This window comes from Janthinobacterium sp. UMAB-56 (genome assembly GCF_900095265.1).
Taxonomy (GTDB): Bacteria; Pseudomonadota; Gammaproteobacteria; order Burkholderiales; family Burkholderiaceae_D; genus Janthinobacterium.
This window is the reverse complement of the sequence record NZ_LT607654.1, coordinates 124,935-144,762: the sequence shown is the minus strand read 5'-3', so window position 1 is coordinate 144,762 and position 19,828 is coordinate 124,935. Positions and strand designations below refer to the sequence as shown.

The window sequence follows — 19,828 nt, the reverse complement described above, 5'->3', positions numbered from 1 at the left end:
GGACGATCTTGTTGCAATTCATTGCTGATCTCCTTCCCGGCCATGCCCACGCATCTCTGGCACCGCCGTGAGGGCGGGCGCAGGCAACGACGATACTTTCTCCAGCCGCCGCTCTCCGACGATGCCATGTTGCTGGCCATCATCGAGCGACCAGTACTCGAGCGCATACACATAACTGCCGTCGACGATGGTCAGCGATTCCTTCTGGCGTCCGTTGGGAGCCTTGTAATACAGGCGCCGCGCTGGTTTGCCATCCACGGTCTGCTTGAATGACCGCGGCGAAATCGTCACGCGCTTGCCTGTCTTGCCCGCCATCGACACCACCGTGATCGACACGTAGGCCTGCTGCGGGCAGCGCGCCAGCAGGTGCGCGCCGCTCAGCACGGCAGGATGCGCCCGATCCAGCGGCAATCCATACGGTTGCACGCCGACGATATCCATGCATTCCATCTGCTGCGCCAGGGCCGTCAGCGCGGCCGGGTCAAGCGCGCTGCGGAAGTGCTTTTTTGCGGCCTGCGCCTGCGCCAGCGCCAGGCGGCGCTCCAGTTCGGCCAGCGAAATGTCGCTGGGTACGGGCAGCAGCGCGGGAGCGTCGGGATCGGCGGCGCTGGACATTTCCGCCTGCATGCGCGAGGCCACAGAGTGGCTGCGCTCGGCTTCAGCAATCCCATCGGTCGTATGGCCGGCGTGCGCGGCGCTGGCAAGGGCCAGCGCCAGCGATAAGGCCGTGTGTTTCAGCATGAACTCTCCAGCAATCTGATACGAAATGACCGGCATTGTGTCCCAGAATGCTTGCGCATGCGCGTTCCTTGCTAAGGTGCGGCCATCGCCGTGGCAATCTCGATCGAACTCAGTTTCCAGCTCCACACGCCATGGCGCAGCAGGACCAGCGCGCCTTCCTGCGCATGGCCATCCTTGGCGCGCACGACGAAGGTGTTGACGCCGGTATAGCCTGCGGCATAGTTGGCCTTCGCTTGCGCGCCATCGGCGGGCGCATCCGGATTCGCATCTGCTGGCGGGCTGACTGCGCTCTTGTTGACCAGCGCCACCACGCCGGCTGGCGAGACCATGGTATCGACCATCTTTCCCAGCATGGCGCCGGCAACCCTCTGCCCCAGGGCGGCCAGCGGGTTGTCGCTGCCGGCGGTCGCTTCGATGCTGCGGGCCATGCCAGCCTCCAGTTGCGCCTTGACGCTGCTGCGCAGGGCAGGGAAGTCCACCTGTGCGGCCAGGGCTTCGGCGTTGCGCTCGGCCAGGGCAGTCTTGATCTGATGCAAGGCATAGTAGGGCGACGCATAGGCTGTGGCGGCGATGGCAATGGCGGCCATGGCGGCGGCGATGGAGGTTTTTTTCAAGTGATGCCTGTCAGGTAAGGGTAGATAAGGGTGGAAAACGGACACCGCAGCAGCCTATCCGCTAAATGGCAAAGTGGCAATGCTATTTTCTTGCCACTATTCGCATCCGGGTTTTGCCGGTTGCCACTCCCCCCCTGCCGCTATAGAGGGATGGGGGTGGGTGCTGTATAATGGGAGAAAAGTACCTAACTACCTGTTTTCACTGGATAAAGACCTCACTAATGCTTTCTACAGCTAACATTACGATGCAGTTTGGCGCCAAGCCATTGTTTGAGAATATCTCCGTCAAGTTCGGCGACGGCAACCGCTATGGCTTGATCGGCGCCAATGGCTGCGGCAAGTCGACGTTCATGAAGATCCTGGGCGGCGACCTGGACCCGTCGGGCGGCAACGTCATGCTCGATACCAACGAGCGCCTGGGCAAGCTGCGCCAGGATCAATTTGCCTTTGAAGACATGCGCGTGCTCGACGTCGTCATGATGGGCCACACGGAAATGTGGGCCGCCATCCAGCAGCGCGACGCGATCTACGCGAACCCGGAAGCGACGGACGACGACTACATGCAGGCGGCCGAACTGGAAGGCAAAGTGTCCGAATACGACGGCTACACGGCCGAATCGCGCGCGGGCGAACTGTTGCTGGGCGCCGGCGTCGCCATCGAGCTGCATCAAGGCCCGATGAGCAATGTCTCGCCAGGCTGGAAGCTGCGCGTGTTGCTGGCGCAGGCGCTGTTCTCGAACCCGGACATTCTGCTGCTCGACGAGCCGACGAATAACCTGGATATCAACACCATACGCTGGCTGGAAGACGTGCTCAACGAGCGCAATTCCACCATGATCATCATTTCCCATGATCGCCATTTCCTGAACCAGGTGTGCACCCACGTGGCCGACATGGATTACGGCACCCTGAAGATTTACCCGGGTAACTACGACGAATACATGTTCGCCTCGACCCAGGCGCGCAACCAGCAGCTGGCCAACAACGCGAAAGCGAAAGACAAGGTTGCCGAGCTGCAGGAATTCGTCCGCCGCTTCGCCGCGAACAAATCCAAGGCCCGCCAGGCCACGTCGCGTGCCAAGCAGATCGAAAAGATCAAGGTCGACGACATCAAACCATCGTCGCGCGCCTATCCTTTCGTGCGTTTCGATGGCGAGAAGAAATTGCACCGCCTGGCCGTGGAAGTCGAGAACATCTCGAAAGGCTTTGACCGTCAGTTGTTCAAGAATTTCAGCATCATGGTCGAGGCTGGCGAGCGCATCGCCATCATCGGCGCCAACGGCGCCGGCAAGACCACCATGCTGCGTTGCATCGCGGGCGACATCGCCGGCCTGCAGCCGGACCAGGGCCGCGTGAAGTGGGCGGAAAACGCGAATGTGGGCTACATGCCGCAAGACCCGACGGAAGATTTCGCCAAGGACACGAACCTGACTGACTGGATCGGCCAGTGGACGAAAGAGGGCGACGACGACCAGGCCGTGCGCTCCATCCTGGGTCGTTTGCTGTTCGGCGGCGACGACGTGAAGAAGGCCGTCAAGGTCTTGTCCGGTGGAGAAAAGGGCCGCATGATGTACGGCAAGCTGATGCTGGGCCGCCACAACGTGCTGATGCTCGATGAACCGACCAACCACATGGACATGGAATCGATCGAGTCCCTGAACATCGCGCTGGAAAAATACGCGGGCACGCTGATCTTCGTGTCGCATGACCGTGAATTCGTATCCTCGCTGGCCAACCGCATCATCGAGATCAAGGAAGATGAAGTGGTCGATTACCGTGGCAACTACGAAGACTATCTGAAGAGCCAGGGTATCGATTAATATCTGAGGCAATAGGCCGGATGCGGCGCCAGTCGCCCATCCGGCAGCACCACACCGACGCGCTGCGGTCCTTTCGTTCCGGCGCACCTGCTTCAGTGCAATCGTGCCGGTCTATCCCGTTTATGTTTGACACAGCCATGCAAACTTTAGCCATCAAATCCGTCGAGTATGAACACCCGCAAGACGGAGCCAGCTGCACTGCCCATGCCTGGGCACGCACGCCAGCGACGCCGTCCCCGGCTGAAAAAGCCGAACTGATCACGCGCATCAAGCGCCTGTTGATCGAGCGCGAAGCCGTGCTCGTTGCCCACTACTACGTTGATGCCGACCTGCAAGACCTGGCCGAAGCCACGGGCGGCTGCGTCTCCGATTCCCTGGAAATGGCCCGCTTCGGGCGCGACCATCCGGCCAAGACCCTGGTCGTGGCCGGCGTGCGTTTCATGGGCGAAACGGCCAAGATCCTCAGTCCCGAAAAAACGGTATTAATGCCGGACCTCGACGCAACCTGTTCGCTCGATCTCGGTTGCCCGGTGGACGAATTCACGGCCTTCTGCGATGCCCACCCGGACCGTACTGTCGTCGTCTACGCCAACACCAGCGCGGCCGTCAAGGCGCGCGCCGACTGGATGGTGACCTCATCCATCGGTCTCGACATCGTTGCCCACCTGCATGCGCAGGGCAAGAAAATCCTCTGGGCGCCGGATAAACACCTGGGTTCGTACATCCAGAAGCAGACGGGCGCCGACATGCTGCTGTGGCAGGGTTCTTGCCTCGTGCACGACGAATTCAAGGGCATCGAACTCGATTTGCTCAAGGAAGAGTATCCGCAGGCGAAGGTGCTCGTGCATCCGGAGTCGCCCGCCAACGTGGTGGCGCTGGCCGACATGGTCGGTTCCACGTCGCAAATGATTGCGGCGGCACAAAGCATGGATACGGACACCTTCATCGTCGCCACCGACAACGGCATCCTGCACAAGATGCGCGCGGCCGCGCCGGGCAAGCGCTTCATCGAAGCGCCCACGGCCGGCAACAGCGCTACTTGCAAGAGCTGCGCGCACTGCCCGTGGATGGCCATGAACGGCTTGCTGAACCTGGCGCAAACGCTGGAAAACATGCACAACGAAATCCATGTCGATCCCGCCGTCGGCCAGCTGGCCGTGCGTTCGATCAATCGCATGCTCGACTTTGCCGCCGCCAAGAAGGCGGGCCTCAAGCCGGGCGCGGACCTGGCAAAAGAAACCACATTGTTCCAAGGAATCGGTCCAGCATGACTACCCTCGTTAATTCTTTCGCCCCTTTTGATGCGGCCCTGGCGCGTGCGTTCGAAGGCAATTTGCTGGCTGCCTTGCTGGAAGACGTGGGCCAGTGCGACTTGACGGGCGAGCTGGTGCCGCCCGACCACATCGTCACGGCGCGTGTCATCGTGCGCGAAGCGGCCGTGCTGTGCGGCGCGCCATGGTTTGAAGGCATCATGAAAAGCCTGGACCGCAGCATCGATATTGCCTGGCATTACGCCGAAGGCGACATGATGACGGCCGACAGCGTCGTGTGCACGATACAGGCACCGGCGCGCGCCTTGCTCACGGCCGAGCGCAGCGCCCTCAATTTCCTGCAATTACTGTCGGCGGTCGCCACGGCCACGCGCCAGTATGTCGATGTGATCGCCGGCACCCGGGCGTCCATCCTCGACACGCGCAAGACCTTGCCGGGCTTGCGCCTGGCCCAGAAATATGCAGTACGGGTCGGTGGCGGCAAGAACCAGCGCCTGGCCCTGTACGACGGCATCCTGATCAAGGAAAACCATATCGCGGCGGCTGGCGGCGTCAGCCAGGCCCTGGAAAACGCGCGCAACCTCGACGCGGGTGTGCCCGTGCAGATCGAGGTGGAAACCCTGGCGCAATTGCAGGAAGCGCTGGACGCGGGCGCCGTGTCCGTGCTGCTCGATAACTTCAGCAACGACATGATGCGCGATGCCGTGGCCTTGACGAATGGCCGCGCCTTGCTGGAAGCGTCGGGCGGCATCAATGTCGATACCGTGCGCGCCATTGCCGAAACGGGCGTGGACCGCATCTCGATCGGCAGCCTGACCAAGGATGTGCGGGCCACCGATTACTCCTTGCGCATCGTCGGCTGATGAGAAAGGCAGGGCGGCGCCTGCTGGCCGCAGCCTTGTTGTGGCCCGCATTTGCCATACCGTTACCGGCGCAGGCGCGCGAACTGCTGGCCGTGGGGGCGCAGTTCGAGCGCGTGTTCGAATATCAGGAGAGCGGCGAATATGGCGGACTGGGCGCGGAATTGCTGCGCCTGATGGCCGCGCGCACGGGTAATACCGTGCGCTTTCGCATGGTGCCGTGGGCCCGCGCGCAAGCCATGCTGGTGCAGGGCCAGGCCGATATCTTGATCGGCCCCTACAAAACGCCCGAGCGCATCGCCAGCATGGGTTTTTCCGAAAAGCCGTTTTACCAGGACCAGATGGTGTTTTATACGCGCCAGGACGCCAGCTTCGGCTGGGATGGCGACTATGCGGTGCTGAAGAACCGCAGGGTGGTGCTGCTCAATGGTTGGGCGTATGGCGCGGAGTGGGAGCGCGTGCGACCCGGCTTGCAGGTCAGCGTGGCCAACAACGTGGAAAATGGCTTGAAGATGCTGGTGCACAACCACGTGGACGTGTTCGTCAGCAACCGCCGCAATACCGACCCCGTCATCGCCCGCCTGGGCTATGCTCGCCAGGTGAAACCCCTTCCCAGAGTCATCGACATACAAAACGGCTATTTCGCCTTCCCCCGTTCACCTGCTTTTGACAGGCTGCGCCTGCAGTTCGACCAGGAATTGAATGGCATGATCGACACAGGCGAGCTGAAAAGACTGGGCAAGCGCTACGACGTCAGCTTGCCTTGAACGCATGCCGCCTGGTCTGGCGGCATGCTTGCCTTGCCTGTCTTATAACTGGCGCGCCTCAAACGTGTTGCACTGGGAAATCTGGCCGCTCTCGATGCCCTTGCTGAACCAGCGCACGCGCTGCTCCGAGGTGCCGTGCGTGAACGAGTCCGGCACGACATGGCCTTGCGACTGGCGCTGCAGCGCATCGTCGCCAATGGCCGTGGCCGCTTTCAGGGCCGTTTCCACGTCGCCCTGTTCCAGGATCTTGCGGTCGGCGTTCGCGTGATATGCCCATACGCCGGCAAAGCAGTCGGCCTGCAATTCCAGGCGCACGGACATGGCGTTGGCCTGGCGCTCCGACTGCGTGCGGCGAGCCTTGTCGACCTTCTCGGACAAGCCCAGCAGGTTCTGCACGTGGTGGCCCACTTCGTGCGCGATCACATAGGCTTCGGCAAATTCGCCCGAGACCTTGAAGCGCTGCTGCATCAGATTGAAGAAATCGAGGTCCAGGTAGACTTTCTGGTCGCCGGGGCAATAGAAGGGGCCGCTGGCGCTCTGGCCGGTGCCACAGGCCGTTGGCGTGCTGCCCGAGTACAAGACCAGCTTGGGTTTCACGTAGCTGCCACCTTCGGCCTTGAACAAAGCGCCCCAGGTGTCTTCCGTATCGGCCAGCACGGTTTTCACGAAGCGGGCCATCTCGTCCGATTCGGGCGGCTGGCGCGCGGGCGCCTGGCTTTGCTGGGTGCTGACCTGGCCGCCGCCGCCGCTGAGCATATTCAGCAAGGTCAGGGGATTGACGCCCAGCACATACGAGCCGACGAGGGCGATGACGATGGTGCCGATGCCGATCGAGCGTCCGCCAAAGCCGAAGCCGCCACCGCCACCTCCACCGCTATCCTCTCCGCGACGGTCTTCCACATTGTCGCTTTCGCGATTGCCTTCCCACTTCATGAGTTACTCCTGCAACGATTGATATTAGTCAGGTATCAAGGCGATTCCTGTGACGATTCTTGTGATTATCGCACCAAACTGTGCTGCGGCAGGAAGGACAGTGTTACCCTTTGAAACTTTTCCACCTTCATCACAACAGGTGAAACATGACGCTCGCCCCCGCTACCTATGTTACTCCCGCCGAGGTCGTTCAGGCCCAGTTGGACGCCTACAATGCCCATGACGTGCCCGCCTTGCTGGCTATCTACGCCGACGATGCGCAGCAATTCCAGCATCCTGATACCTTGCTGGCCACGGGCAGTGCGCAGATCGGCCGCCGTTTCACGGCCCGTTTCGCCGCCAGCCGGCCGCAGGCGCAGTTGCTCAACCGTATCGCCTGCGGCCAGCTCGTGATCGACCATGAAGTCGTCCACAGCGACATGCCGGACGGCGTCTCCGCGCAGGAATTGGTGGCGACGTACGAGGTGGTGCAGGGCCGCATTGCGCGTGCCTGGTTCAGCTTTGGCGCCTTGACCTGCTTGCGCGTGGCGTTGCCTGCCGACGTGCCGCAAATGAATGCGCTGATCGCCCGTTCCGGCGTGGCGCTGAGCGCGGGATTTTATAGTGAAGAGCAGGCCGAGGCTGTGACGCGCCACGTCTTCGGCGTCGATACGCAGCTGGTGGCCGACCGCACGTATTTCGTGATCGAACGCGATGCTGCCATGCTGGCCTGCGGTGGCTGGAGCCAGCGCGCCACCCTGTACGGTGCCGACCACGCCAAGAGCGGGCCGGACCCGCTGCTCGATCCGGCCAGCCAGCCGGCCCGCATCCGCGCATTTTTTGTCGAACCAGCCGCCGCCCGCCAGGGTCTGGGCAGCATGCTGATGCGCCATTGCGAACGGCAGGCGCTGGCCGCCGGTTTCAGCGCGCTGGAGCTGGCCGCTACCTTGCCCGGCGTGCCGCTCTACCTGGCCAGCGGCTTTGGCATCACGGAAGAGTTTCATCTGGACTTGCCCGATGACATCAAACTGCCGCTGGCGCGCATGCACAAGCGCCTGTGATGCCCGGTATTACCAGGGCAGCGGCGCCATTTCTCCATTGGCATGTTCGCCGTAGTACAGCGAGGGCAGGAAGCGCGACAGATAGGTAAATTCGCTATAGCAATGGCGCAGCAAGTTCAGGCCCAGCACGTCGGGCACGTCGCGTACGGGATCGAGGCTGTTGCGGCCCAGCAGGAAGCGGCTGCGCAGCACGCAGCCCGTGGGCGTGTCGCGCGTCAGGTGTAGCATTTCGCCGTCGAGCGGGTCGCCCTGCGGGTCTAGCTGCACGTGCTCGCCAAAGCCGATGCGCGCGCAAACGGCGGCCGACAGGGCGCCGCTGTCCTTGGCCAGTTGCAGTTGCAGCGGATCAAACACTTCCTTCGGATCATGGAACTTCAGCTTGGCTTTCACGGGCGGTATATCACCCAAGGATTCCACCGCCTCGATCGAGGCGCCATGGTAACGCTCTCCCTTTTTCCACACGCTGTTCCAGCCATGATGGGCCACATGGTCGTGCGGATGCCACCACTTGATGTGCTGCGTCGTTTCGAAAAACATAAACCACCAGTCCAGCATGGGCCCGCTGCAGCCGTGCAGGTCCGTGCGCGCCGCCACCAGCAAGCAGCCGTCGGGCAGGCGCGTGATGCCCGTTTCCAGGTGCAGGGGAAATGGGTCGAGCAAGTCGCCCGTGCCGGTGATGCTCCATGGGAATTCAATATGCGAGTCATGCGTCATGTCGTTCTCCTTTGTTAGGGTAAGACAATTATATATTAAAGAAACAATCAACGTTTCCTAAATATCTTTCAGTGTAAAATTGGCCATCGATCAAGCTTGGAGTGGGCATGCAGGAAGAAGACAGCAAGGCTTTGCGTGGGCGGGGCCGTCCGGCGCGCCCGCCCGAGGAGGCGCGCGAGGCGGCCGTGCAGGCGGCCACCTGGCTGCTGCTACACGAAGGTTATGCGGCCACGACCATGGAAGCGGTGGCGCGTCACGCGGGCATGGCGAAGAAGTCGCTGTACCAGTATGCGGCCAACCGCGAGGAGCTCGTGGCCCTGGTGGTGCGCGGGTGGACGGACGCCTTTTTGCCGGCGATGGCGCATGATGCGGCCGCGCCTGAGGAGGTGCTGCCATTATTAAAGGAGATTTTGCAGGCGATGGCGGCGCGGGTGCTGACGGCGGACGCCGTAGGCCTGTTCCGCCTGCTGTGCACGGAGTTTCCCGCCCGCGCGCAGTTACTTGCTGTCTATCAGCGCAACGGCATCGAGCGGGGCACGTCCCTGCTGGCCGGGTGGCTGGCTCGCCAGGCGGCGCGCGGCCATCTGCGGTTGCCGGATGGGCAGGATGGGCAGGATGGGTATGAAATGGCCGGCTTGTTGCTGGCCATGGTGATCGCGGAGCCGTTGCGGCAGATGGCGCTGGGTGTGCTGGCGCCCGTGCCGGCCTGGGATGCCACGCCGCGCATCGACGCGGCGCTGCGTTTGCTCGCCGGCCAGGCGTTCAGCGTGGCTGGTGCTTCAACGCTTCGCGGTAGCTGAGGGGAGAGAGCAACTGGCGGTGTGCATTGGCAAAGGCCGTCACGGCTTCGGGCGCGTGGCGCGCGTAATCGCGCAAGGCCCAGCCGATGGCCTTGCGGATGAAAAACTCGTCCTCGTGGGCCAGCGCCAGTGCCGCGTCGAACAGCCAGGCGCTATCCGTATCGCCGCGCCAGCCCAGCTGGTGCAACATGGCGATGCGGCGCAGCCAGAAGTCTTCGTGGCGCAAGGCGCCATCCATGTGCGCGTGGCCATCGCCGCCGCGCCGCAGCGCTGCCTGCAGCACCTCGCCCACGATGCCAGCCATGCCGTCGACGCTGTCCCACCAGGCGCGCTGGCGCGCCAGTGCCAGCAGGGCGGGCAGATGATCGATGCTCAGCTGGCGCACGTGCAGGGCCAGCATATCGAGCGCCACGTGCTGGTATTCGCGCTGCGGCTGCTGCCACAGCAGTTGCGCGTGTTCCAGTAGCGTCGCGGCATCAATGTCCTTCAGGCTCGCCAGCAAGGCCCTGGCGGCCAGCCGCCGTTGCGGCGCTGCCACGCCCAGGAAGACGAACTGGTCGCGCATATAGGCTTGCATGGGCGCTGCGCGGCCCGGTTCGGCAGCCGCTTCCAGCGCGGCCTTCAGTTCTGCATGTAGATCCATCGCATCTCGCTTTTTTCAGGCGTAAAAAAAGCGCTCCATGGAGCGCTTTATACCTGGGCAGAATGCCCGATAAAACCGTAGCGAGCGGAAGTGAATTGTGGCCGGGAAGCGCAACCGTACGAAGGTACGGTGAGCATCGCAGGCCGCAAGTCACGACGCGCAGTAGGTTTGATCGGGTATTCTTATTGGATTTTGGCTTTCTTCATCAGTTCGTCGCGGTAAGCGGCGAGTTTCTTCTGTTGCAGCGACTCGGCCACTTGACCCTTGACTTCTTCCAGTGCCGGCAGCTTCGTCGGACGGGTTTCTTCCAGTTTGATCACGTGGAAACCGAATTGCGATTGCACGGGCGTTTGCGTGACTTGGCCAGGTTTCAGGGCGACCATGGCGTCGGAGAATGGCTTGACGTACGAAGCAGGGCTAGCCCAGTCCAGGTCGCCGCCATTGTTTGCGGAACCGTCTTTCGACACTTTCGCCAGTTCTTCGAACTTGGCGCCGCCTTTCAGCTTGGCGATGATGTCTTTCGCTTCCGCTTCGGTGGCTACCAGGATGTGGCGTGCATGGTATTCCTTGTCGCCCGCTTGTGCCTTGAACTTGTCGTACTCGGCCTTGATTTCAGCATCCTTGACGGGGTTTTTCTTGACGTAGTCGGCCAGCAGGGCATTGATGATGATGCTTTGACGGGCATTGTCGATCTGCGACTTGACTTCCGGACGCGTGCCGTAGCCTTGCTTGTCGGCTTCCTGGATCAGCACTTCACGGCCGATCAAGTCTTTCTTGATGGCTTCGCGCAATTGCGGCGAATCGGCTTGCTTGCCTTGGGCGACGACTTGCTTGACGACCTGGTCAACGCGCGACGATGGGATGGCTTTGCCATTCACGGTGGCGACGTTTTGCGCGAACGCAGGGATCGCTACAACGGCGACCAAGGCTAAGATCAGGCGGGCTGGCTTCAAAATCATGTTCATTCCTAATAAGTATACAAAAACCGATACAAAAACCGATACAGGAGATCGCGACTGCCGTGCAGTTCGCGTTCAGGCGCAGAATACACGACCGGCGCCGAAAAGGGCGCCGGGGAGGTCAGTGTTTACTGAACTTTCGCTTTTTTGATCATTTCTTCCTGATACGCTTGCAATTTCTTTTGCTGCAGCGCTTCGGCGATCTGTGGCTTGGTTTCTTCCAGGGTCGGCAGTTTTGCCGCGCGGGTGTCGTCCAGCTTGATCACGTGGAAACCGTTAGGCGTTTGCACGGGAGTTTCCGTGACCTGGCCTTTTTGCAGTTTCACGAAGGCGTCGGAGAACACCTTCGGGAACGACGATGGGGCTGCCCAGTCCAGGTCGCCGCCGTTGTCGGCCGAGCCGGCATCTTTCGATTGCTTGGCCAGGTCTTCGAACTTGGCGCCGCCTTTCAGCTTGGCGATGATGTCTTTCGCTTCCGCTTCAGTGCCCACCAGGATGTGGCGTACATGGTATTCCTTGTCGCCCGTCTGCGCCACGAAGCGGTCGTACTCGGCCTTGATTTCAGCGTCGGTGACGGGGTTCTTTTTCAGGTAGTCGCCGACCAGGGCGTTGATGACGATGGCCTGGCGCGCGTTCTCGATTTGCTGCTTGACGGCTGCATCTTTACCGAAACCTTTGTTTTCCGCTTCTTGCATCAGCACTTCACGGCCGATCAAGTCTTTCTTGATCATTTCGCGCAGTTGCGGCGAATCCGGTTGCTGGCCTTGGGCGACGACTTGCTTGACGACTGCATCAACGCGCGACGATGGGATAGGCTTGCCATTAACAACGGCAACATTTTGCGCAAAAACAGGTACCGCGACAACGGCGAGTAGTGCGATCAGCAAGCGGGCTGGCTTAAAAGTCATTATTAAATCCTGTTAGGGAAAGTTTCGTAAAAAACGCATGGGAAGAAATCTATAACACGGCTAGCGTACGCCAAAAACGCCATCCTTATACTAGCTCGGATGGCGCCAATGCCACAATCGCCAATGCATGTATCTCATTATGCATCATATCGTGCACGGAATCATACACCAGTCGATGGCGCATGACGAGCCTGAGCCCCTCAAATTGACTAGAAATAATGCGTAGATTGTAATGGCCTCCGCCCGAGGCGGCACCCGCGTGCCCACGGTGGCGTGCCGAGTCGTCTTCCAGTACGCATTCCAGAGGGGAAAGTGCCGTTTCCAATCGATTTTGGATGCGCTGCATGCGCGTTTCCGGCGCGGTGTTTTCGGTGGTGGTATTCATCATGCGTCTTCCTTGATATGTTTGGCCAGGAACAGGGTTTGCGCCACGATGAAGGCAAAGAAAATGCCCGTCGCGCCAAAGGCTTTGAAGCTGACCCAGGCGGCCATGTCACCCTTGTACAGCACGAAGGCGACGAACAGGTTCAGTGCACCGATGGCGCCAAAGAAAATGATCCACGCCGCCAGCAACTGGTTCCAGACGGCTTCAGGCAATTGCACCTGCGCTTCCATGGTCTTGCGGATCAGGTTTTTCTTGAAGCCCACATGGGCGATCAAGAGGGCCAGGCCGGACAACCAGTAAATCAGGGTCGGTTTCCATTTCAGGAAGAAATCGTCGTGCAGGTAAATGCTGGCGCCGCCGAACACGACAAAGATGAACAGCGACAGCCACAGCATGCCGTCGACCTTGCGCCCGCGCAGCAGCAGATAGCTGACCTGGCAGGCGGTGGCGACGATGCCGACCAGGGTGGCGAGTATCCAAGGCGCCTGGTCAGCCTTGATCAGGCCACCAGACACGAAGCCGGATAAATATTGCTGCACGAAGTCATGCGTGGCCACCTCATACATGCCGCCCAGCTTGAAGGCGGCGAAGAAGGCGATCAGGGGGAATAGGTCGAATAGAAATTTCATGGCGAGACTTTACACTGGTCTTATGAGAATCATCTTAGGAATGGCTTAGGGGTAACACCCAAGCCATTACCGGCATCAAGGTTGTGGATCGAAGCGCAAGGAAGCCGAATTGATGCAATAGCGCAAGCCGGTCGGCGGCGGGCCATCCGGGAAGACGTGGCCCAGGTGGGCGTCACAGACGGCGCAGACGATTTCCGTACGCACCATGCCGTGGCTGCGGTCGATGATTTCCGTCACGTTGGCCGGGTCGAGGGCCTGGAAATAGCTGGGCCAGCCGCAGCCCGAGTCGAATTTGGTGTCCGAGGCAAATAGTGGCGTGTTGCAGCAGACGCAGGTATAGATGCCGTGTGCATGGTGGTCCCAGAACTTGCCCGTGAAGGCGCGTTCCGTGGCCGCATGGCGCGTGACTTCGTATTCCATGGAATCGAGCATGGCGCGCCATTCGGCGTCGGTTTTCTTGACTTTATTGGTGGTCATAATGACTCCTTAGGATGAGCAGCTGACTTCAAGGTGGCTGGCCCAGTCGGGTGGCAGGGCCGCATAGTGCTGGTGTTCGGGCTGTTCGTCAAATGGCTTTTGCAAAATTGCCAGCAATTTCGCCACTTCCGTGTAGTCCTGCTGCTGGGCTTTCTCGATGGCCACTTGCGCCAGGTAGTTGCGCAGCACGTATTTCGGGTTGACGCCGTTCATGGCGGATTGCCGGTCGGCATCGACGCTGTGCTCTCGCAACAGGCGCGCGCGGTATGTTGCTGCCCATGTATCGAACGTAGAGCGGTCGATGAACATGTCGCGCAGTAGGGTGTCATGCTCGGGGGCGGCCACTTGCAGTGTCGCCAGGGCGCGGAAGAAGTTGGTGAAATCCACGTGATTGGCTTGCATCAGTGCAAACATGCTGTCGAACAGTGCCGTATCGTCCTCGTGTTGCTTGCGCAAGCCCAGCTTGGCGCGCAGCAAGGCATTCATCTTGTCCGCAAAGGCGCTCTGGTAGCTGTCCAGCGCCGCCTGCGCCTCGGCCACTTCGCCGATCAGCGGCAGCAAGGCCTGGCCCAGGGCATAGCAATTCCAGTGGCCCACCTGCGGCTGGTTGGCGTAGGAATAGCGACCCTGCTGGTCCGTATGGTTGCAGATATGTTTCGCGTCGAACGCTTCCATGAAGCCGAAGGGGCCGTAATCGAGCGTCAGCCCCAGGATCGACATATTGTCCGTGTTCATCACGCCATGCATGAAGCCTACGGCTTGCCACTGCGCAATCATGTGCGCCGTGCGCACGCACACTTCGGCCAGCAAGGCTTGATACGGATTTGATGCGGCGCGCAAATGGGGATAAAAGCCATCGATGACGTGATCGGCAAGGATTTTCAGCTGGTCCGGCTGCTTGCGGTAAAACCAGTGTTCGAACGAGCCAAAGCGGACAAAACTGGGTGCCATGCGGGTGACGACGGCCGCCGTCTCCACCGTTTCGCGCACGATGCCTTGTTGCGAACCCATGATGGAGAGCGCGCGCGACGTGGGTATGCCCAGCGCCGCCATCGCTTCCGAGCAGAGGAATTCGCGGATGGACGAGCGCAGCACGGCGCGGCCATCGCCCATGCGCGAATACGGCGTGGCGCCGGCGCCCTTCAGTTGCAGCTCCATCGGACCGCTTGCTGTGGCGATATCGCCCAGCAAAATGGCACGGCCATCGCCCAGCTGGCCGGCCCAGACGCCGAACTGGTGGCCCGAATATACGGCCGACAGGGGCATGGAACGCTCGGCCACGGCATTGCCGCTCAGCAGCGCCACGTAATCAGGTTCGGCCAGGCAAGCCGCATCGAGACCGATGAGGTTTGCCGCCGCTGCGCTGGCGGCCACGAAATACGGGGAGGACAGTGGCGTGGGCATCAAGCGCGTATAAAACGCAGGAGGCAAAGCCGCAAAGGCGTTATCCAGTGGTAAGGTATGAGCGCTGATGGCAATTCCATTCAAATAAAAAGTGGCGATGTGGCGGCAAGCAGCGCCAGTCTGAGCTGCGATTTTACCGCACAGCGACTAGGCGTGCGGCGGGCGCAGCGGCGGGTCGCTGCACGGCACAAAACGGAATCAAAAATTCCATGCTGCATTGCAATATCGAAATGCGTTGACGGTTTCCGCACGACCGTACGAAACTAAGGAAAGTCTGTAGATTTCAACAATAACCAAGTATCCACGCCAGGAGACACGATGTCGGCATTTCCCTTGAGTCCAGTGATGGGCCAGATGATGAATCAGCCCCTGCTGATTTCCAGCATTATCGAGTTTGCAGCGCGTCATTACGGAAGTAGCGAAATCATTTCGCGGCGGGTGGAAGGCGATATGCACCGCTACACTTATCGCGATTGCCACCAGCGCGCGCGCCGGCTGGCGAATGCCTTGCATGGGCTCGGCGTCGGCATGGGCGATCGCGTCGCCACGCTGGCCTGGAATGGCTATCGCCACCTGGAAGCGTACTATGCCGTGTCCGGCTCGGGCGCCGTGTTGCACACCATCAATCCGCGCCTGTTTCCCGACCAGATCGCCTACATCTCCAATCACGCGCAAGACCAGGTTTTATTGTTTGATTCAAGCTTCCTGCCCGTGGTGGAAAAAATCGCCGCCGACTGCACCTTTGTGCGCCACTTCGTGCTGATGTGCGACCGCGAGCGCATGCCCGCCAACAGCGCCATCCCCGACCTGCTGTGCTATGAAGACTTGATCGCCACGCATTCCGACGATTACGCATGGCCCATGTTCGATGAAAACGCGGCCGCCACCCTGTGCTACACGTCGGGCACGACGGGCAACCCCAAGGGCGCCCTGTATTCGCACCGCTCGACCGTGCTGCATGCGTATGCCTCAGCCATGCCCAGCGCCCTGAATGTGCGCGCTTCCGATACCGTGCTGCCCGTCGTGCCCATGTTCCACGTGAATGCCTGGGGCTTGCCGTATTCCGTGCCCCTGTCCGGCGCGCGCATGGTATTTCCCGGCGCGGCGCTGGACGGCAAGTCACTGTACGAACTGTTCGAGGCGGAAAAAGTGACATTCTCGGCCGGCGTGCCGACCGTCTGGCTGGGCCTGCTGAACCACGCCTTGCAGAATAACTTGACCTTTTCCACTTTCCGTCGCACGGTGATCGGCGGCGCAGCTTGCCCGCCGGCCATGATGGATACCCTGATCGACAAGTTCGACATCGAGGTCATCCATGCGTGGGGCATGACGGAAATGTCGCCGCTGGGCACGGCCGGCGGCTTGCAGACCAAGCACCTGGACTTGCCGAAGGCTGAGCAGCGCAAGATACTGCAAAAGCAGGGCCATGCGATTTACGGCGTGGACATGAAGATCGTCGACGACGATGGCAAGGAATTGCCGTGGGATGGCGTGGCCTACGGCCATTTGCTGGTAAAAGGGCCGTGGATTATCGCGTCGTACTACAAGAACGAGGGCGGTGATGTGTTGCAGGATGGCTGGTTCCCCACGGGCGACGTGGCCACCATCGATGCGGATGGCTATATGCAGATCACGGACCGCAGCAAGGACGTGATCAAGTCGGGCGGCGAGTGGATCGGCACCATCGACCTGGAAAACCTGGCCATGGCCCATCCGGCCGTGCTGCAGGCAGCTTGCATTGGCGTGTTCCACCCGAAATGGGATGAGCGGCCCGTGCTGGTGGTGGTCCTGCGCCCGGGCATGACGGTCACGCGCGACGCCTTGCTGCAATTTTTTGAAGGCAAGATCGCCAAGTGGTGGACGCCCGACGACGTGCTGTTCGTCGACGCCTTGCCCATGGGCGCGACGGGCAAGATTCAGAAGAACAAGCTGCGCGAGCAGTTCAAGGGGCACCAGCTGCCCGGCATGTAGCGCAGCGCCGCGCTCATGCGGCCTGCGGCAGCGCCGAGCCCAGTTTTTCCAGCAGATGATCGCACTGGAAGACGGACAGGGTCTGGCGCTGCGCCTCGGTGCCGATATCGATCATCTCATCCATTTCGCTGCGCAAGTCCGCATGTTCGCCCGTGCGGATGATTTGCGGCGCCGCAAAGCGCTGGCTGTCGGAAATGGTCATGATGTTGTCGACGTGGTCGACGAGGAAACCATAGCGTTCCGCTCCCCGTTCCACGATCAGAATCTTGCCTGCTCCGGCATCCTGCAGGGCCGGCATCGCATACAACTGGCGCAAGTCGATGATGCTGATCATTTGCTGGCGCAGGTTGAGCATGCCGCGCATGCAGGCCGGCATGCCAGGCGGCGTCGTGATGGCGCCGCTGAAATCGATGATTTCGCGCACTTGTCCGATTTCCACGGCGAAGCGGGTTTCTACCGTGAACGTGATGTAGACGCGGCGCCGCGCCTTGTGCGTGGCGGCGCTGGCCGTTGTCGTTACGGCTGGGTACAGGCGCGCGTGGCCATCGCGCATCTCGACGATCTCGGCCTGCGACAGGATACCCTTGTGGTCCAGAAAAATGATATCGCCCAGGCCTGCTTGCGTGATGCAGCCGGCAAACATGGCCGCGCGCGCCTTGTTCAGCAAGGGAATCGGCAGCACTTCATCGCCAAAGAAATGCACGATGCTGTCGACGGAATCGACGAGAAAGCCCACGCTCGTGTCATCGAGGCGCACGACGATGATGCGCTGGTCCAGCGTGGCAGCCTTGGCCGCGTTGCCGGATCCGGCCGCCTGCAGCAGGGTGCCGAAGTCGACGACGGCCACCTGGCTGCCGCGAAAATGCATGCGTCCCAGGCACAGTTCGCTATTCAGCAGGGAGCTGTGCATTTCCGGCACCTTGATGATTTCCTGGATGGCCAGCATTTCGAAGGCAAATGTGGCGCCGGCCGCATGGAAGCTGACGCACTGGCGGCGTTCGCTTTGCGCATGGTAGCGCGCCGTACTGAGCCTGGCGCCCGTCGCCTGCAGGGCCAGCACATGGGGCACGTTTTCGATGCGCAGCAGGACGTGCGGGTCGAGGATTTGCAGCAGGCGCGCGCCGCCATCGAGCAAGATCGTGCCGGCGATGACGGCTTGCGCGTCGCCGGCCGCATACTGCAAGGCGCTGCGCGCGCTGGCCGGCACGCGCAGGATGTCGCCCGTCTCCTGGAAGACGATGCCGATCAGCACTTGCTGAAAATCGAGGATGGCGATCTTGTCCGTGGCCACGGCGCGCGGCGCATCGGCGCGGAACAGTCGCCCCAGGTTGACCACCGGAATGACACTGCCGCGCAAGGTGAACATGCCTTCCAGATACGCGGGCGACAGGGGCAGGGCAGTGACTTTCGCCGGGTAGTTCACTACTTCGCGGATGCAACTGGCGGGCAGGGCGAATTCATCCTCGCCCAGGTGGAATGAACCGAACAGTTCGGTGGCGCCGTCGCGCTCACCCTCGCGCCCTTCATGCATATCCATATGCGCCTTCCTTGCGTGGTATCAAGCCGGGTTGCGCCACCACATCGGTGACGGCGTAGCTATGCTGGGCGCAGTCGATCAGCAACTGGCGCCCGTGGTGTCCGCCCAGCGCGCAAAAACTGACGTGCAAGCCGCACTGGTTCAGGTATTTCTGCGCCGCCTGCGCGTTTTGCCGGCCCACCTGCAGGCGGCCCTGGCCATTCGCGGGGCCGAACATGCTGGCGCCGCCCGCCAGCACCACGTCGATATCGGGGTAATCGGCCTCGCGCACGCCCATCAGGCGCAGCAGCGAGGGCACGGCCTGGCTCACGTAACGTGCATTCGGGGCCCCAAGGGCTTGCACGGCGCCTGGCGCTTCCGGCAGCAAACAATGTGCCAGGCCGCAGCAAGGACCATTCTTCCAGAGGAAACCGATGCCGATGCAGGAACCGAGCAAGGCTTGCAGCTGCTCACCATGCGTGCCCACGCTCAATTGGCCCATGCCAACCTGCAGCAGGGGCGCGGCGTGTTCGTTGGGTAGGCTGATGCTCATGCCGTGCCTGCCTTATAAATCATGGGAAGCTCGAATTGATAGCCGGTACCGAGGCGGGCGATGGTTTCCGATTCGCCCAGGATCAGGCGGCCCTCGTCCTTGAGGCTCAGCCTTGCCTGGCGCAGCACGGTTTCCTGGTGCTCGGCATCGAAATAAATGAGCACATTGCGCAGGAAGACCAGGTCGAACTGCCGTGCAGGGCGCAGCGCTTCGAGCAAATTATGCTGCGCAAAGCTGACGTGCTGCCGCAGTTCCTCGTTGACCTTGACGCCATACGGCGAAGGCGTGAAATATTTGCGCAACAAGTCAGGGTGCGACAAGCGGATGCGCTCGACGGAGCGCCCGCTATACTGGCCGGCCCGCGCCGCACCCAGTATCTGCAGCGAAATATCGCTGGCCAGGATCTGGTAGCGGAAAGCGGGCGTTTGCAGCTTGAATTGCTCGCACAGCATGGCGATCGAGTACAGCTCCTCGCCGCTGGCGGCGGCCGCCGACCAGATGGCCAGGCAGCCGTCCGGGTGGGCGCGTGCCCAGGCGGGCAGATAGCGCTCGCTGAAGTAATCCCAGATCGATGGTGTGCGGAAGAACAGGGTGTCGTTGGTGGTCACCAGATCGATGAAATGGGCTACCTCGTCGCGGTCGCTGGCCACGCGGTCCAGGTAAGCCTGGTAGCTGTGCAGGGACAGTGCCTGCAGCCGGGGCTGCAAGCGCCGTTCCAGCAAGACGCTCTTGCGCGCGGTCATGGCGATGCCCGTATGCTGGCGCACCAGTGCGATCAGGCTGGTCAACACCTCGGGCGTCAAGCTGGCCGCGTGGCGCATGG

21 protein-coding genes are annotated in these 19,828 nt (G+C 61.3%); 7 read left to right on the top strand and 14 right to left on the bottom strand.

Annotated elements, in window-relative coordinates:
* Window positions 1-18 precede the first annotated feature (18 nt).
* Both K0F85_RS09245 and K0F85_RS09240 read right to left on the bottom strand, forming a co-directional pair.
* Window positions 19-741 carry a hypothetical protein gene (locus K0F85_RS09245; protein WP_219115749.1) on the bottom strand — a complete coding sequence of 241 codons (723 nt, stop codon included), beginning with the start codon at window positions 739-741 and terminating at the stop codon, window positions 19-21.
* A 71-nt stretch (window positions 742-812) separates the two neighbouring features.
* A complete protein-coding gene (locus tag K0F85_RS09240; RefSeq protein ID WP_219115748.1) occupies window positions 813-1,355 on the bottom strand; it encodes a DUF2939 domain-containing protein in 543 nt (180 codons plus the stop codon).
* Window positions 1,356-1,576: 221 nt separating this feature from the next.
* On the opposite strand from K0F85_RS09240, the gene K0F85_RS09235 reads away from it, so the two are divergent.
* The 4 genes from K0F85_RS09235 (at window position 1,577) to K0F85_RS09220 (ending at window position 6,073) form a co-directional block, all read left to right on the top strand.
* On the top strand, window positions 1,577-3,175 hold the full coding sequence (locus tag K0F85_RS09235; protein ID WP_131686473.1) for an ABC-F family ATPase: 1,599 nt from the start codon (window positions 1,577-1,579) through the stop codon (window positions 3,173-3,175).
* A gap of 137 nt (window positions 3,176-3,312) precedes the next feature.
* On the top strand, window positions 3,313-4,446 hold the full coding sequence (nadA, locus tag K0F85_RS09230) for a quinolinate synthase NadA (protein WP_219115747.1): 1,134 nt from the start codon (window positions 3,313-3,315) through the stop codon (window positions 4,444-4,446).
* On the top strand, window positions 4,443-5,309 hold the full coding sequence (gene nadC / locus K0F85_RS09225) for a carboxylating nicotinate-nucleotide diphosphorylase (protein WP_219115746.1): 867 nt from the start codon (window positions 4,443-4,445) through the stop codon (window positions 5,307-5,309). The genes nadA and nadC overlap by 4 nt, the downstream gene beginning before the upstream one ends.
* Window positions 5,309-6,073, top strand: a complete 765-nt coding sequence (locus K0F85_RS09220; protein ID WP_219115745.1) for an ABC transporter substrate-binding protein — start codon at window positions 5,309-5,311, stop codon at window positions 6,071-6,073. The genes nadC and K0F85_RS09220 overlap by 1 nt, the downstream gene beginning before the upstream one ends.
* Window positions 6,074-6,115: 42 nt before the next feature.
* On the opposite strand, the gene K0F85_RS09215 is transcribed toward K0F85_RS09220, so the two are convergent.
* Window positions 6,116-7,006 carry a neutral zinc metallopeptidase gene (locus K0F85_RS09215; protein ID WP_219115744.1) on the bottom strand — a complete coding sequence of 297 codons (891 nt, stop codon included), beginning with the start codon at window positions 7,004-7,006 and terminating at the stop codon, window positions 6,116-6,118.
* Between the two features lie 146 nt (window positions 7,007-7,152).
* Here K0F85_RS09215 and K0F85_RS09210 point away from each other — a divergent pair, with 146 nt between their 5' ends.
* Window positions 7,153-8,046 (top strand): GNAT family N-acetyltransferase, encoded by an 894-nt coding sequence (locus tag K0F85_RS09210; RefSeq protein ID WP_257572643.1) that lies wholly within the window; start codon window positions 7,153-7,155, stop codon window positions 8,044-8,046.
* Between the two features lie 9 nt (window positions 8,047-8,055).
* On the opposite strand, the gene K0F85_RS09205 is transcribed toward K0F85_RS09210, so the two are convergent.
* Window positions 8,056-8,760 carry a DAPG hydrolase family protein gene (locus tag K0F85_RS09205; RefSeq protein ID WP_219115743.1) on the bottom strand — a complete coding sequence of 235 codons (705 nt, stop codon included), beginning with the start codon at window positions 8,758-8,760 and terminating at the stop codon, window positions 8,056-8,058.
* 107 nt (window positions 8,761-8,867) lie between these two features.
* Between K0F85_RS09205 and K0F85_RS09200 the strand changes: the two genes are divergently transcribed.
* Window positions 8,868-9,560 carry a TetR/AcrR family transcriptional regulator gene (locus tag K0F85_RS09200; RefSeq protein ID WP_219115742.1) on the top strand — a complete coding sequence of 231 codons (693 nt, stop codon included), beginning with the start codon at window positions 8,868-8,870 and terminating at the stop codon, window positions 9,558-9,560.
* Here K0F85_RS09200 and K0F85_RS09195 read toward each other — a convergent pair.
* The 7 genes from K0F85_RS09195 to K0F85_RS09165 all read right to left on the bottom strand — a co-directional run bounded on the left by K0F85_RS09195 (window position 9,523) and on the right by K0F85_RS09165 (window position 15,013).
* Window positions 9,523-10,203, bottom strand: coding sequence for a DNA alkylation repair protein (locus tag K0F85_RS09195; RefSeq protein WP_219115741.1), 681 nt, complete (start codon window positions 10,201-10,203; stop codon window positions 9,523-9,525). The two genes, K0F85_RS09200 and K0F85_RS09195, sit on opposite strands and share 38 nt — an antisense overlap.
* Before the next feature lie 182 nt (window positions 10,204-10,385).
* On the bottom strand, window positions 10,386-11,162 hold the full coding sequence (locus K0F85_RS09190) for a peptidylprolyl isomerase (protein WP_219115740.1): 777 nt from the start codon (window positions 11,160-11,162) through the stop codon (window positions 10,386-10,388).
* A 128-nt stretch (window positions 11,163-11,290) separates the two neighbouring features.
* Window positions 11,291-12,070, bottom strand: coding sequence for a peptidyl-prolyl cis-trans isomerase (locus tag K0F85_RS09185; protein ID WP_219115739.1), 780 nt, complete (start codon window positions 12,068-12,070; stop codon window positions 11,291-11,293).
* 85 nt (window positions 12,071-12,155) lie between these two features.
* Window positions 12,156-12,458: a BolA family transcriptional regulator gene (locus tag K0F85_RS09180; protein ID WP_257572642.1), complete on the bottom strand. Its 303-nt coding sequence runs from the start codon at window positions 12,456-12,458 to the stop codon at window positions 12,156-12,158.
* On the bottom strand, window positions 12,455-13,084 hold the full coding sequence (locus tag K0F85_RS09175; RefSeq protein ID WP_219115738.1) for a septation protein A: 630 nt from the start codon (window positions 13,082-13,084) through the stop codon (window positions 12,455-12,457). The genes K0F85_RS09180 and K0F85_RS09175 overlap by 4 nt, the downstream gene beginning before the upstream one ends.
* A 75-nt stretch (window positions 13,085-13,159) precedes the next feature.
* Window positions 13,160-13,561, bottom strand: a complete 402-nt coding sequence (msrB, locus tag K0F85_RS09170) for a peptide-methionine (R)-S-oxide reductase MsrB (protein ID WP_219115737.1) — start codon at window positions 13,559-13,561, stop codon at window positions 13,160-13,162.
* A gap of 9 nt (window positions 13,562-13,570) precedes the next feature.
* Window positions 13,571-15,013 carry a YdiU family protein gene (locus K0F85_RS09165; RefSeq protein ID WP_257572684.1) on the bottom strand — a complete coding sequence of 481 codons (1,443 nt, stop codon included), beginning with the start codon at window positions 15,011-15,013 and terminating at the stop codon, window positions 13,571-13,573.
* Window positions 15,014-15,283: 270 nt separating this feature from the next.
* Here K0F85_RS09165 and K0F85_RS09160 point away from each other — a divergent pair, with 270 nt between their 5' ends.
* The gene (locus K0F85_RS09160; RefSeq protein ID WP_306983874.1) at window positions 15,284-16,936 is read left to right on the top strand and encodes a 3-(methylthio)propionyl-CoA ligase; all 1,653 of its coding nucleotides are present in this window, start codon (window positions 15,284-15,286) and stop codon (window positions 16,934-16,936) included.
* Window positions 16,937-16,949: 13 nt separating this feature from the next.
* Here the strand turns inward: K0F85_RS09160 and K0F85_RS09155 are convergent, their stop codons facing one another.
* The 3 genes from K0F85_RS09155 to K0F85_RS09145 are packed head-to-tail and all read right to left on the bottom strand — an operon-like array spanning window position 16,950 to window position 19,826.
* Window positions 16,950-18,473, bottom strand: coding sequence for a chemotaxis protein CheW (locus tag K0F85_RS09155; protein WP_257572641.1), 1,524 nt, complete (start codon window positions 18,471-18,473; stop codon window positions 16,950-16,952).
* Window positions 18,460-19,005, bottom strand: coding sequence for a chemotaxis protein CheD (locus K0F85_RS09150; protein WP_219115735.1), 546 nt, complete (start codon window positions 19,003-19,005; stop codon window positions 18,460-18,462). The genes K0F85_RS09155 and K0F85_RS09150 overlap by 14 nt, the downstream gene beginning before the upstream one ends.
* Complete coding sequence (locus K0F85_RS09145) at window positions 19,002-19,826, bottom strand: protein-glutamate O-methyltransferase CheR (protein ID WP_219115734.1); 825 nt, start codon at window positions 19,824-19,826, stop codon at window positions 19,002-19,004. The genes K0F85_RS09150 and K0F85_RS09145 overlap by 4 nt, the downstream gene beginning before the upstream one ends.
* Window positions 19,827-19,828: the final 2 nt, after the last annotated feature.

Bases quoted from the DNA above. Each gene is read 5' to 3' on its own strand.
- K0F85_RS09245 (WP_219115749.1), bottom strand. From the start codon at position 741: ATGCTGAAACACACGGCCTTATCGCTGGCGCTGGCCCTTGCCAGCGCC.
- K0F85_RS09235 (WP_131686473.1), top strand. From the start codon at position 1,577: ATGCTTTCTACAGCTAACATTACGATGCAGTTTGGCGCCAAGCCATTG.
- nadA (WP_219115747.1), top strand. From the start codon at position 3,313: ATGCAAACTTTAGCCATCAAATCCGTCGAGTATGAACACCCGCAAGAC.
- nadC (WP_219115746.1), top strand. From the start codon at position 4,443: ATGACTACCCTCGTTAATTCTTTCGCCCCTTTTGATGCGGCCCTGGCG.
- K0F85_RS09220 (WP_219115745.1), top strand. From the start codon at position 5,309: ATGAGAAAGGCAGGGCGGCGCCTGCTGGCCGCAGCCTTGTTGTGGCCC.
- K0F85_RS09215 (WP_219115744.1), bottom strand. From the start codon at position 7,006: ATGAAGTGGGAAGGCAATCGCGAAAGCGACAATGTGGAAGACCGTCGC.
- K0F85_RS09210 (WP_257572643.1), top strand. From the start codon at position 7,153: ATGACGCTCGCCCCCGCTACCTATGTTACTCCCGCCGAGGTCGTTCAG.
- K0F85_RS09205 (WP_219115743.1), bottom strand. From the start codon at position 8,760: ATGACGCATGACTCGCATATTGAATTCCCATGGAGCATCACCGGCACG.
- K0F85_RS09200 (WP_219115742.1), top strand. From the start codon at position 8,868: ATGCAGGAAGAAGACAGCAAGGCTTTGCGTGGGCGGGGCCGTCCGGCG.
- K0F85_RS09195 (WP_219115741.1), bottom strand. From the start codon at position 10,203: ATGGATCTACATGCAGAACTGAAGGCCGCGCTGGAAGCGGCTGCCGAA.
- K0F85_RS09190 (WP_219115740.1), bottom strand. From the start codon at position 11,162: ATGATTTTGAAGCCAGCCCGCCTGATCTTAGCCTTGGTCGCCGTTGTA.
- K0F85_RS09185 (WP_219115739.1), bottom strand. From the start codon at position 12,070: ATGACTTTTAAGCCAGCCCGCTTGCTGATCGCACTACTCGCCGTTGTC.
- K0F85_RS09180 (WP_257572642.1), bottom strand. From the start codon at position 12,458: ATGATGAATACCACCACCGAAAACACCGCGCCGGAAACGCGCATGCAG.
- K0F85_RS09175 (WP_219115738.1), bottom strand. From the start codon at position 13,084: ATGAAATTTCTATTCGACCTATTCCCCCTGATCGCCTTCTTCGCCGCC.
- msrB (WP_219115737.1), bottom strand. From the start codon at position 13,561: ATGACCACCAATAAAGTCAAGAAAACCGACGCCGAATGGCGCGCCATG.
- K0F85_RS09160 (WP_306983874.1), top strand. From the start codon at position 15,284: ATGTCGGCATTTCCCTTGAGTCCAGTGATGGGCCAGATGATGAATCAG.
- K0F85_RS09155 (WP_257572641.1), bottom strand. From the start codon at position 18,473: ATGGATATGCATGAAGGGCGCGAGGGTGAGCGCGACGGCGCCACCGAA.
- K0F85_RS09150 (WP_219115735.1), bottom strand. From the start codon at position 19,005: ATGAGCATCAGCCTACCCAACGAACACGCCGCGCCCCTGCTGCAGGTT.
- K0F85_RS09145 (WP_219115734.1), bottom strand. From the start codon at position 19,826: ATGCGCCACGCGGCCAGCTTGACGCCCGAGGTGTTGACCAGCCTGATC.